We start from the raw sequence: 12255 nt of genomic DNA on the forward strand, positions 1-12255 counted from the left end.
AATAATGCGTGTTTGGTTGATTACTATTGGCGAGCCCCTGCCTATTGATGGAAGTGGTGGCGAGCGACTTTATCGTGCGGGTATTCTTGCTGGGATGTTGGCTAAAAGTGGGGTTGAGGTTGTTTGGTGGACCTCAACTTTTGATCACGTTCGCAAGCGTCAACGATTTCTAACTGATACTTCTATTTCCCTAGAGTCGGGGGTTTTGCTTAAGCTAATACATGGCTGCGGGTATAAGAAAAACATTTCCATTAAGAGGCTCATTGATCATGCCATTTTGGCCTGGAAATTTAGACGCCAGGCCGCAAAGATGGAGTTACCAGACGTTATTCTTTGCTCTCTTCCGTCCCTTGAATTACCGGTAGTTGCTACGGCTTATGGAAGATCTCATAACGTACCCGTCATCATTGATGTGCGAGATCTGTGGCCTGATATTTTTCTTGAGATTGCCCCAACCTGGCTTCGACCATTTTTTAACTTAGGGCTTGCGCCCATGTGGTTGCAGGCAAATTTTGCCTGCAAAAATGCCCATGCCATTACTGGGAATGCACCAGGTTTTGTTGAATGGGGTCTTGAGCGTGCTAATCGAGCGCCCACTAGCCTGGATCGACATTTTCCATTTGGCTACGAAACGCCAAAATTGTCTAAAGATGAGCAAAAGAGTGCATCACAATTCTGGGCGAATTATGGCTTAGCTGGCGGGGATGGTAAGTTAACTATATGTTTTTTTGGTGCTTTTAGTAATCAGTTTGATTTGGAGACCGTAGTTGATGCCGCACTAATTCTTGAGGCGGAGGGTGTTGATGTAAGGTTTGTGCTTTGCGGAACTGGTGAAAACTTGGGCGCTCTAAAAATAAGAGCTAAAGGCAGTCCGTCTATTGTTTTCCCTGGGTGGGTTGGGCGTGCAGAGATATGGTCGCTTATGGCGCTCTCAGATATTGGCATTGCCCCATATAAGAACCATATTGGATTTTTAGGAAATTTGCCCAATAAGCCCATTGAATATATGGCTGGAGGCTTACCCGTCTTGTCTGGGCTACATGGGTACCTTGAGGAATTGCTAGAAATAAATGAGTGTGGTTTAAACTATGAGCTTAGCGATCCGCTGGCACTTCGCGATGCCATTAAGGGTTTGGTGGCTAACAGGGAGCGGATCTCTGCAATGTCTGCAAGTGCGCAAAAACTTTTTGCTGAACATTTTTCCGCTGAAATTGTTTACGAAGGAATGATTGCATATTTAAAAAATGTTGTTGCAATGCATACCGGGAAGCAAGTATTTCAAGAGGAATAGTTTTAGTATTGCTCTGGCTGTCAATAAAAAGCCTGAGTCTAGTTTGAAATTATTGTAATTTGCTTTGCGGAATTTGAATATAAGGTGCTGTATGACGCATGAAGTATTGATTGAAAAGTTAAATAACAAAACTGCCGTTATTGGTATTGTGGGCCTGGGATATGTTGGGCTTCCTTTAATGTTGCGCTTCGTCGATGTGGGTTACAAGGTATTGGGAATTGATATTGATGAGGCTAAGGTATCGCAACTCAATCAGGGGCGAAGTTACATTGAGCATATTTCATCTGAAAAAATTACTAAGGCTGTGAAATCCGGTAGATTTGAAGCAACTTCTGATTTTTCATATGGGGCCAAAGCTGATGCATTAATTCTTTGCGTGCCTACCCCGCTTAATAAGTACCGTGAGCCAGATCTTAGTTTTGTGTTGAATACAACTGATGCTCTCGCGCCCTTTTTGCGGAGTGGGCAGGTAGTGTCGCTGGAAAGCACAACCTACCCTGGAACTACGGATGAGGAGTTAAAGCCACGAATAGAATCCAATGGCTTGCGAGTTGGTAAAGACATTTACTTAGTCTTTTCTCCGGAGCGAGAGGACCCTGGTAATCCCGACTTTGAAACGCATACGATTCCCAAGGTTTGCGGTGGCGATACCCCTCAATGCCTCGAAGTGGGTTTGAGTTTATATGGTCAGGTAATCAATCAAGTGGTGCCAGTCAGTTCTACGCGTACTGCAGAAATGACCAAACTTCTTGAAAATATTCACCGCGCCGTAAATATCGGCCTTGTTAACGAAATGAAAATTGTTGCCGATAGAATGGGGGTTGATATTCATGAAGTAATTCGTGCGGCAGCAACCAAGCCTTTTGGTTTTGTACCCTATTATCCTGGCCCGGGTCTTGGGGGGCACTGTATTCCTATTGACCCTTTTTACTTAACTTGGAAGGCTCGTGAGTATGGTGTTAATACTCGCTTCATTGAGCTGGCAGGTGAAATCAATCGAAGTATGCCTGAGTGGGTGATTTCGAAAGTTGTCGATTCTTTAAATGATCGCAGTAAATCCATTAAGGGGAGTAATGCCTTGGTATTGGGCATTGCGTACAAAAAAAATGTTGACGATATGCGAGAGTCCCCATCCGTTGAGTTAATGGAGATATTGCAGCAGAAGGGGGCAATCATTTCTTATTCAGATCCCCACGTGCCAGTTTTCCCTAAGATGCGTAAACACAAATTCAATCTAAAAAGTGTGCAGCTGACATCAGATACCATTGGCAATTATGATTTTGTTTTATTGGCAACTAATCACGACGCTTTTGATTACGACTTAATCAAAAAGCATGCAAAGTTAATTATTGATACCCGTGGAGTATATTTAAACCCATCTAATAATGTTGTTAAAGCCTGATATAATTGGGTTTTAGCTGGAATAGAGTAATTTACCCAGCGCCACATCAAATTTAAACATGGGAGTAGCTGGTGATGTCCACTGATTTTGTTGAGTTAACAGAGATTTCAGGGGATATGGTCTCTCAGGAGCAGGTCGATAGAATTGCACGTCGTTATTATTGGGCTGCAGACTACTGCAAAGATAAAGATGTTCTTGAGGTGGCATGCGGATCGGGTCAGGGAGTGGGTTATCTCGCATCCGTTTCAAAATCAATGGTTGCTGGAGATTATTCGGAACCAATTATTGATATTGCTCGAAGACACTACGGCAGCCGCTTTAAATTTGAGAGATTTGATGCTCAGTCCATTCCATTTGCCGATTCTTCATTTGACGTTGTATTAATATTCGAAGCTCTTTACTATATTCCAGACCCATCACGCTTTTTTGCTGAGTGCAGACGTATTCTTCGTCAGGGTGGAGTTTTATTAATATCAAATGCTAATAAGGATCTGTACGACTTTAATCCAAGCCCTCATAGTCATGTATACCATGGAGTCTTAGAGCTTGAGCGGGATTTAAGTTCGCATGGTTTTAATAATATCCAGTGTTTTGGCGATACACCTTTAGCTGCGGTATCTCTTAAGCAGCGTATTTTGCGACCTGCAAAGGCTTTTGCTTCTAAGTTCGGTTTAATTCCAAAATCTATGACTGCAAAAAAATTATTAAAGCGATTTATTTTTGGAAATCTAGTGCCAATGCCTGCGGAAATAGATGCTATGACTAGTCAGCCCATTGCCCCTACAAAATTACGCCCTGGATTGGCCGAGCGTTCTCACAAGGTTATTTTTAGTCATGCTTATCGTGCAAGCTAGTAATTTGCATTTGTTTCCTGCTTAATTACTAAATAATTTTTTTATTAACTTATTTAACTCTCAAAATTATGCAAACTATCCCATTTTTTCCATACGCCGACTTATTTAAACGAGATGAAGCAGCTCTTACAGAAATTATGATGGGAGTTTGTCGCCGTGGTGCCTACATTCAGCAACAAGAGTGCAGAGATTTTGATGTAAATCTTGCTAAGTTCATGGGTGTTAAGCATGCATTTGGAGTTGCAAATGGAACGGATGCCATCATCATTGGATTAAAAGCTGTGGGTATAGGCCCTGGTGATGAGGTAATTCTTCCTTCCCACACCTATATCGCTACCGCAGCTTCAGTGCATTTGGTAGGTGCAACTCCAGTTTTGGCCGAATGTGGCCCTGATCATATGCTTGATGCGGCAGATGTAGAGAAACGTATTACGCCAAAAACAAAAGCAATCATGCCAGTTCAGGTCAATGGTAGAACTTGTGATATGGATGCATTGCGTGCAGTTGCTGATAAGCACGGGATTATGATTGTCGAGGATGCTGCGCAGGGGTTGGGCTCGAAGTTCAAGGGTCAATGTGCTGGAACATTTGGAAAATTTGGAACTATTAGTTTTTATCCGGCAAAGTTGTTGGGATGCTTTGGTGATGGTGGAGCCATCGTTACAAATGATGATGAATTAGCTTATCGCATCGCACTACTTAAAGACCATGGAAGGGACACTGATGGACGTGTTGTTGCCTGGGGTTACAACTCGCGCTTAGATAATCTGCAAGCTGCAGTGCTTGATTACAAGCTCAAGTCTTATCCAAAAGAGATAGATCGTCGTCGTTCAGTAGCCGCCCGTTATCAGTTGGGCCTTGGTAATTTGACAGAGCTTAATTTACCTCCGGGACCTGATGCAGATTCTCGCCACTACGATGTATATCAAAATTATGAGCTTCAGGCTGATCGTCGTGACGAGTTGCGTGCATATCTAGATCAAAAGGGCGTTAAAACTATTATTCAGTGGGCGGGTACTCCCGTGCACCAATTTAAGGAGTTGGGATTTACAGATAGCCTGCCCAAAACAGATGCATTTTTCTCCCGCTGCCTAATGCTTCCAATGAACTCGGCTGTAACTGATGATGAAGTAGATTACATCGTTAAAGCGATTCGTAATTTTTACGGCAAATAAGTCATGGAAGACTGGTCTCTAGGATCCCTGTGTGATCCATATCAGCATCAAGAGCCAATCAATGTTTTAGGGTGTGACCCATCTCTTCTGCTAAATCAGTTGAAAACGATGCTTTGTATCCGGTTGGCTGAGAGAAGGATTGCTGATGGACGTCGCGACCATTTGATTGGCGGCCCCGTTCATTTGGGAGTCGGGCAAGAGGCAGTAGCAGTTGGGGTGGCCTCTGAATTGTGTAAGACGGATAGAGTATTTGGGGCCCACCGATCTCATTCCCATGTTCTTTCAATGGGTTCAAGTATGCATAGATTATTTGCTGAAATTCTTGGCAAGAAAACCGGTCTTTCCAATGGAATGGGGGGGTCAATGCATCTTTGGGACCAGCCAAACGGATTTTATGGGTCTGTACCCATTGTTTCAGGTACGGTACCACTTGCTGTTGGAGCTTCTTTAGCTGCAAAAATGCAAGGGACTAAAGATATTGGAGTTGCTTATCTAGGTGATGGTGCAATAGAGGAGGGTGTTGTACACGAATCCCTTAATCTTGCGAGGATGTTGAATGCACCGACATTGTTTGTGGTTGAGAATAACTTATTCGCAAGTCACATGCATATTTCGCTGCGTCAACCAAAAGTTGCAACCGCAAGATTTGCTGCTGCAAATGACATTCCTTATGAAATCGTTGACGGCAATAATGTAGTAGATGTTCAGGCTGCTGCAAGTCGCCTAATTAAGCGTGCGCGATCAGGCGGTGGTCCAGGGTTTCTAGAGGCTGTTACTTACCGCTGGTATGGTCATGTAGACTGGCGCGAAGATATTGATGTAGGGGTTAATCGTAGCGAGATAGATGTTGATGCATGGCGAAAGCGAGATCCAATCGCACGATTGGTGTCAGGCCTTATGAACGAAAAACTCTTAGACCTACAGCAATTAAATGAGATCGAAGCCGAAATTTCAAGTGAAGTCCTGGCAGCGTGGACTCAAGCCTTAGATGATTCATATCCTCCGCCATCGGCTTTAACATCTTTGGTATTTTCAAGCTCCGGAATTCGTCAATGAGCAAAACCCATCATAACTACGGAACAGCTATGTTGGCAGGATTTGACTATCTGCTGGAAACATACCCAGAAGTATTCGTCATAGGTCAGGGTTTGTGGAGCCCCTGGTATGTAGGCAATTCCATGACTGATCTGGATAAAATGTTTGGAGCGCATCGAGTGATTGATACGCCAGTTTCAGAGTCCGCGTGTACTGGCGCTGCTGTGGGTGCAGCTCTAGCAGGTATGAAGCCAATCATTGTTCATCCGAGAATGGATTTTATGTTGTACGCGATGGATGCCATAGTGAATCAGGCTGCAAAGTGGTCGCATATGGTGGGCGGTCAGGCAGCCCCCGCATTAACCGTTCGAAGCATTATTAACAGAGGTGGAGAGCAAGGTGCGCAACATTCACAAGCTTTGCAGTCTTGGTTTGCCCATGTGCCGGGTTTAAGAGTTGTTATGCCCGCTAGCGTTGCCGATGCGCGAGATCTCTTGATTGCATCCGTGTTATGCCCTGACCCTGTAATATTTATTGATGACCGATGGCTTTATGATTTGGAAGATGATTTGCCTCCAGTGATCGAGCGCGCCTTATCTTTAGAGGGGCCGCGCTGCATTCAACAAGGCGTTGACATTACCCTGGTGGCCTCTAGCTACTCTACGAGATTAGCTTTGGACTCATTAAAAGCTTTAAACCAGCTGGGAATTTCTGCAGAGGTAATTGATTTAAGGGTTATTAATCCTCTCGACCCAACCATTATTATTAATTCAGTCAAAAAAACAGGACGACTTCTGGCTATTGACGGGGGCTGGTCCCCTTGCGGCATGGCTGGAGAGGTGATTGCTAGTGTGATTGAAAATGTATCACCAAAGGTATTCAAAAAATCTCCACAACGCATCACTCTTCCTTTCGCTCCTGCGCCAACAGCCAGTCTTTTGGAAGAAATATATTATCCAACAGTAGATACAATAGTTTCACAAGTTAAAAAATTAATGGATTAAGTATGTTGAAAAGAATATTTGATATTACCGCCTCTGGAGTTGGGCTTGTTCTGGTTGCCCCTATATTGCTGCCTGTTATATTTTTAGTATGGTGGCACGATAAGCATTCACCTTTTTATATTGCCGACCGTGTTGGTAGGGATGATCGATCTTTCAGGATGGTCAAGTTACGCTCAATGGTAATTAATGCGGATAAATCGGGGGTTGATTCAACAGGTGCAAATGACGCTAGAATCACTGCGGTTGGGGGATTTATTCGACGTTATAAATTTGATGAATTAACGCAACTTTGGAATGTTCTCAATGGGGATATGAGTTTGGTTGGGCCGAGGCCAAATGTTAAGCGCGAAACTGATTTATACACCCCAGTTGAGAGAGGGTTGTTGGAGGTTAAGCCTGGTATCACGGATATCGCGTCAATTGTTTTTTCGGATGAAGGCGATATTCTTAAGGATCAAGCGGATCCTGATATTGCCTATAACCAATTGATTCGACCTGGGAAAAGCATATTGGGCTTGATTTATATTAAAAACCAGTCAATTTTGCTTGACATTCGTTTATGCCTTCTCACTGTAATAGCCATTTTTTCGCGTAACAAGGCTTTGATTGGCGTGCAGAAAATTTTGCAGGGGGTTCACGCTCCGGATGATATAGTTCAAATGGCCTTGAGGAGGCAGCCTCTAGTCCCAAGACCTCCCCCTGGGAGCGTAAGAATTGTTACATCTAGAGATGGAAATCCAGCCATATAGATTATTATGGCGTCATGGAAAAATCCATTTTTTAGTATGATGTAAAAAATTTTCAGGTGCCGCGTAACTTGTATTGTGCGAATCTTGTCTCAAGTTGGTGGTTAATGTAACTCCTATTTAAGTGGATCATGCTTGCCCAATTCTTCCGATGATTTTATACGACATTGCTTCCAGGATTATTCTTTTATCAAAGAACTTTATACTGCAATGCAAGAGGAAATTTTTACCTTAAGTAATGTTTTATATAAAAGCATCATTCATGATTNGTAATCAAACATCTCGGTTTTATTAATTATTTTTTGTCTGTTTCGGCATGGTGCTGGGCAGTAGACTGTATTTCGGTTGGGTCTAGATGGCATCAAGCTAAATGACTTTCCCGAAGTCACCAAATGCATTCTAGTGGGTAGTGCATTTAGTTAAATTCCCTTTAAATATTGAATATTGAAGGTAATTTCCTCAAATCCTGGTCATATTATTTATAATCAATCTTGTGCCAATTAATGCAACCAAACAGTCGCTTTTAAATTTACCTCGATCGGTTAAGCGGGGTGTAGTAATAACTTGCGATATTTTAATTTGCGTGTTGAGTGTTTGGCTTGCATTTGGACTTCGCTTAGATCTGTGGCGTAATTTTGATGGGAAGCAACCGCTAGTGCTTGTTGCAACTATTGGGCTTGCTATACCTCTCTTTATTCATTTTGGACTATATCGAGCTATTTTTAGATATGTAGGCTCGGCCGCCTTTATGTCCATAGCAAAAGTTTTTGTTATCTATAGCTCTATTATTTTCTGTATTTTTACACTTCTCGGGGTGGATGGTGTACCGAGATCAATCGGCGTCATTCAGCCACTCTTATTGTTTGTGGGAATTGGAATAAGTAGGTATATTGTGCGTCATTGGTTGGGCAGCATCAATTATGTTCAAAATTCATTTCGCCGGGTTCAACCTATCGCATTAATTTATGGAGCTGGTTCGGCGGGCCGTCAATTAGCATTAGGCTTATCAAGCAATAAAGAAATTTTAGTCAAAGGTTTTATTGATGATGATTATCGCTTGCATGGAAGTACTATTAATGGAATTTCCGTTTATCCTAGAAATGGCTTGCAGGAGATCATCAGTAAACAGGACATTACGGATGTGCTTTTGGCGATTCCTTCTGCTAAACAAGAGCGAAGAACTGAAATTATCGCCTCATTAAACGGGCTTGGGGTTCGCGTTCGAACATTGCCAGGGCTGATAGATATAGCCTCAGGCCGATTAAGAGTATCGGATTTACATGATTTAGATATGAATGATTTGCTTGGTAGGGAGGTTGTTCCTCCCCGGGTTGAGTTGTTAAAAAAAAATATTTTAAATCAAGTGGTTTTGGTAACCGGGGCGGGCGGCTCAATTGGTAGCGAGTTATGTCGTCAAATTATTAAATTTTCGCCAAAATCATTAATTCTGGTAGATAGTAGTGAACATTCCCTATATTTGATTTATGAAGAGTTAAAGAATATCCTTTTATCAGAGAATATTTATTCAAGATCAACAATACAGTTGCTGCCATGTCTAGTCTCGGTGCGAGATAGAAGTTTGCTGCTTAAGATATTTAAAGAATACAAGCCTGCTACAGTTTTCCATGCGGCCGCTTATAAGCATGTTCCATTGGTTGAGCAAAATCCTGAAGAGGGTATTCGGAACAATGTATATGGAACCTTAATCTGTGCCCAGGTGAGCCTAGATTGCGCCGTCTCTCAATTCATCTTGGTTAGTACTGATAAGGCCGTAAGACCAACGAATGTCATGGGCTGTAGCAAACGTATTTCTGAAATGATTTTACAGGCAATGGCAGATTCTGCGGTGAGGGGCGGCCACTCAACAAATTTTTCTATGGTGCGATTCGGTAATGTGCTTGGATCATCAGGGTCTGTTGCGCCGCTTTTTAGTGCCCAAATTGCTGCTGGAGGCCCCATAACACTGACGCATCCTGAGGTGACGCGATATTTCATGACTATACCTGAGGCGGCGCAGTTGGTTATTCAAGCTAGTGCAATGGCTAAAGGCGGCGATGTATTTGTATTGGATATGGGTGAGCCAGTGCGTATTTATGATTTGGCTGTCAAGATGATTTATTTATCTGGTTTATTGCTAAAAGATGGCGCTCATCCTCATGGCGATATTGAAATTGAAGTCACTGGTTTGCGCCCTGGAGAAAAGCTCTACGAGGAGCTCCTGATTGGCGATAATCCCCAGCCAACAGCCCACCCTAAAATTATGATGGCACATGAGGAATTTTTGACTTGGGCTGATTTACAAAAATCACTCAATATGCTTAATCTAGCGTTAGATCAAGGTGATTTCAATGCTATTAAGCTCATACTCAAGGAATTGGTGCCCGGCTATCAACCATTGGGGATGTGATGCTTTGGTGGATAAATCCTAGGGCACCAAACTCAAGAACAGATATTCAAAAAATATAATGAGGTGCACAACACCCTGTAGTGGGGTAGTTCTGCCTATGGCTAGCGTTAATGCCCCAATAAAGAAGGTTAGATACATCAAGGTGATATTGAGACTGCTGATGCCTAGACTCAGTGGCAAATTGAAGAAAATGGCAATTGCTGCAATAGTAGGGATGGAAAGTCCAATACTCGCTAATGCGGAGCCTAGAGCGAGGTTTAAGCTGCTTTGTAAGCGATTTGCTCTAGCGGCTCTGACTGCGGCATAAGCTTCTGGCAGCACAGTACAAGCATTGCAATCGCGATACCCACAATCGTTTTCGGTGCTCCAGCAGCTTTCACCCCAGCCTCAATTGCTGGGCTGAGCAGTTCTGCAAGAACTACCACCACAATCAAAGAAATGATCAGTAGCACAACGCTAACTGCAGTTTTGAGATTGCTTGGCTTAATTAAGTGCATGAAAGTTGATATCGGTTTTCTTATCCTCTGCTTTGGGCAGGTAGTAGTCGCGATGACTCACTGTTTGGAAGAATAAAAATGCTGCATAGAGTGCAAAAGAGGCAATCCCAGCAAAAGCCAATTGGCTCTTAGTGAAGTCAGGGCCTGGTGTGCTGGTGGTGACAATTGGCATTACCAGAATGAATGTTGCTAAAGCAGTCAGCACAGCCAATGCAGAGTTCGTACCCTCATTACGAAAGCTCATCTCATGGTGATGTAGGCCGCCAATAAAAATACACAAACCAATCACGCCGTTAATCACAATCATGACTGTGGCAAATACGGCACATCACGAGCGATGAATTGAGATCCATCATGTCCAGAGAGCATCATGGAGATGATGAGGGAGACTTCAATAATCGTTACGCTAATCGCCAGTACTAGGGCGCCATAAGGCTCGCCTGTTTTATGCGCAATGACTTCAGCATGATGTACTGCTGAAAGCACGCCTCCAATCAAGATGATTGCCATAATGGCAATAAACCAAGTTTGACCAGCGAGTTCATGAATCAGATTTGCCATAAGGATTAATTAAATAATAAATGCGTATTAAATGCGTTAGGTATAACGAAGATTGGTAAATACTATTAAGATGTCTCAATTATCCAATGATTGGTGTGATTTAGAGGTATTTCTGGAAAATATATAGAAAATGAAAGCAGTCATTCTATTTGGGCACGGTGCCCGTGACGCCCGTTGGCGCGAGCCCTTTGATCGCCTAGCCGATTTATGGCGTGCGCAGCATCCAGGCACACCAGTGCAGCTCGCTTTCCTGGAAATGATGACCCCATCACTAGAAGATGCTGTATCTACCTTAAGAGCTCAGGGCGCCACCCAAATCACCGTAGTGCCTGTCTTCTTTGGCCAGGGTGGCCATTTGCGTAATGATTTCCCGGTATTGCTAGAGGCTTGCCAAGCCAAGTTCCCGCAAATTGCCTTAAGCGCGACGAATGCTGTTGGGGAGGATCTCGCCGTCTTGCAAGCTATTGTCGATTTCTCCGCTAGAGCGCTCTAAATTCTCTTCAGAGCTTTCGCTCTGACCTTCATTGTGATTTCTTAATGCTTCGCCAACCATAATCAGTGCTGGCGAGTTGCTATCAAACCAATCATCTGCTTTACCTGCTGCTAATGCTTCTAAAGTGCTAGTCCACAAACGTTCACGTGCAGTCGATACGGCTTCTAATATGTGAACCGGTGTCTCTTTGTGATGGTTCTTGCTTTTCTCAATGAGCTGCTTTGCAATATTGGCAGCATCTTTACGACCCATGTAATACACCAGAGTGTCTGCGTTAGGATTGACAATTGGCTGTCCTGGAGCAACATTCTCATTGCCTTGCGCAAGCGTAATAAAGGCAACGCTTCGGCTAATGCCTCTCAGTGTCAATGATTGCTGAATACTGGCTGCCCCTGCAAGCGCCGTAGTGATGCCGGGGACTACTTCAACCGCAATGCCTGCTGCCTTAAGGGATTGGATTTCTTCATCAGCTCTACCAAAGAGCATGGGATCGCCACCTTTAAGGCGAACAATGACTTGGTGTTTATGAGCAGCGTCTACTAGACGCTTATTAATAAATTGCTGTGCAGAAGAAAGCTTACCGCAACGCTTACCTACTGCTACTAGTTCAGCTTGAGAGCAAAGCAATAGCATCTCTGGATCAACCAAGGCATCATGAAAAACAATATCAGCCTGAGCTAGTAGCTTGGCACCACGAACCGTGATGAGATCTGCCGCACCAGGACCTGCGCCTACCAAATACACTTTTCCGGGCGCATTGAATTTGCCGGAAATAGTTGACGTAGTCATT

At 43.4% G+C, this 12255-nt stretch carries 14 protein-coding genes; 9 read left to right on the forward strand and 5 right to left on the reverse strand.

Annotation, left to right across the window (positions count from 1 at the left end):
• The first annotated feature begins 4 nt into the window (after window positions 1-4).
• The 8 genes from DXE27_RS05060 (at window position 5) to DXE27_RS05095 (ending at window position 9914) form a co-directional block, all read left to right on the forward strand.
• Window positions 5-1291, forward strand: coding sequence for a glycosyltransferase family 4 protein (locus DXE27_RS05060; protein ID WP_128113164.1), 1287 nt, complete (start codon window positions 5-7; stop codon window positions 1289-1291).
• A 91-nt stretch (window positions 1292-1382) separates the two neighbouring features.
• The gene (locus DXE27_RS05065) at window positions 1383-2693 is read left to right on the forward strand and encodes a nucleotide sugar dehydrogenase (RefSeq protein WP_128113165.1); all 1311 of its coding nucleotides are present in this window, start codon (window positions 1383-1385) and stop codon (window positions 2691-2693) included.
• A 74-nt stretch (window positions 2694-2767) separates the two neighbouring features.
• A complete protein-coding gene (locus DXE27_RS05070) occupies window positions 2768-3547 on the forward strand; it encodes a class I SAM-dependent methyltransferase (RefSeq protein WP_231969792.1) in 780 nt (259 codons plus the stop codon).
• Window positions 3548-3615: 68 nt separating this feature from the next.
• Complete coding sequence (locus DXE27_RS05075) at window positions 3616-4722, forward strand: DegT/DnrJ/EryC1/StrS family aminotransferase (RefSeq protein WP_231969666.1); 1107 nt, start codon at window positions 3616-3618, stop codon at window positions 4720-4722.
• Between the two features lie 3 nt (window positions 4723-4725).
• A complete protein-coding gene (locus tag DXE27_RS05080; protein ID WP_128113168.1) occupies window positions 4726-5778 on the forward strand; it encodes a thiamine pyrophosphate-dependent dehydrogenase E1 component subunit alpha in 1053 nt (350 codons plus the stop codon).
• Window positions 5775-6761 (forward strand): alpha-ketoacid dehydrogenase subunit beta, encoded by a 987-nt coding sequence (locus tag DXE27_RS05085; protein ID WP_128113169.1) that lies wholly within the window; start codon window positions 5775-5777, stop codon window positions 6759-6761. The genes DXE27_RS05080 and DXE27_RS05085 overlap by 4 nt, the downstream gene beginning before the upstream one ends.
• Before the next feature lie 2 nt (window positions 6762-6763).
• The gene (locus tag DXE27_RS05090) at window positions 6764-7510 is read left to right on the forward strand and encodes a sugar transferase (protein ID WP_128113170.1); all 747 of its coding nucleotides are present in this window, start codon (window positions 6764-6766) and stop codon (window positions 7508-7510) included.
• 490 nt (window positions 7511-8000) lie between these two features.
• Complete coding sequence (locus tag DXE27_RS05095) at window positions 8001-9914, forward strand: polysaccharide biosynthesis protein (protein ID WP_128113171.1); 1914 nt, start codon at window positions 8001-8003, stop codon at window positions 9912-9914.
• 18 nt (window positions 9915-9932) lie between these two features.
• Here DXE27_RS05095 and DXE27_RS10430 read toward each other — a convergent pair whose 3' ends face one another.
• Genes DXE27_RS10430 through DXE27_RS10030 form a run of 4 tightly spaced genes read right to left on the reverse strand, consistent with a single transcriptional unit; the run spans window position 9933 to window position 10972 of the window.
• Window positions 9933-10235, reverse strand: a complete 303-nt coding sequence (locus tag DXE27_RS10430; protein WP_197712308.1) for a calcium:cation antiporter — start codon at window positions 10233-10235, stop codon at window positions 9933-9935.
• Window positions 10172-10411: a hypothetical protein gene (locus DXE27_RS09115; protein ID WP_197712309.1), complete on the reverse strand. Its 240-nt coding sequence runs from the start codon at window positions 10409-10411 to the stop codon at window positions 10172-10174. Before DXE27_RS09115 ends, DXE27_RS10430 begins: the two co-directional genes overlap by 64 nt.
• Window positions 10398-10718, reverse strand: a complete 321-nt coding sequence (locus tag DXE27_RS10025; protein ID WP_197712310.1) for a calcium:cation antiporter — start codon at window positions 10716-10718, stop codon at window positions 10398-10400. The genes DXE27_RS09115 and DXE27_RS10025 overlap by 14 nt, the downstream gene beginning before the upstream one ends.
• A complete protein-coding gene (locus DXE27_RS10030) occupies window positions 10715-10972 on the reverse strand; it encodes a calcium:cation antiporter (RefSeq protein WP_197712311.1) in 258 nt (85 codons plus the stop codon). Before DXE27_RS10030 ends, DXE27_RS10025 begins: the two co-directional genes overlap by 4 nt.
• A gap of 130 nt (window positions 10973-11102) precedes the next feature.
• On the opposite strand from DXE27_RS10030, the gene DXE27_RS05105 reads away from it, so the two are divergent.
• Window positions 11103-11465 carry a sirohydrochlorin chelatase gene (locus tag DXE27_RS05105; RefSeq protein WP_128113172.1) on the forward strand — a complete coding sequence of 121 codons (363 nt, stop codon included), beginning with the start codon at window positions 11103-11105 and terminating at the stop codon, window positions 11463-11465.
• On the opposite strand, the gene cobA is transcribed toward DXE27_RS05105, so the two are convergent.
• Entirely contained in the window at window positions 11388-12254 is an 867-nt protein-coding gene (gene cobA / locus DXE27_RS05110; RefSeq protein ID WP_128113173.1) for a uroporphyrinogen-III C-methyltransferase, read from the reverse strand. The two genes, DXE27_RS05105 and cobA, sit on opposite strands and share 78 nt — an antisense overlap.
• Between the last annotated feature and the right edge of the window lies 1 nt (window position 12255).

It is taken from the genome of Polynucleobacter necessarius (assembly GCF_900096755.1).
In the GTDB taxonomy this organism is placed as follows: Bacteria; Pseudomonadota; Gammaproteobacteria; order Burkholderiales; family Burkholderiaceae; genus Polynucleobacter; species Polynucleobacter necessarius_K.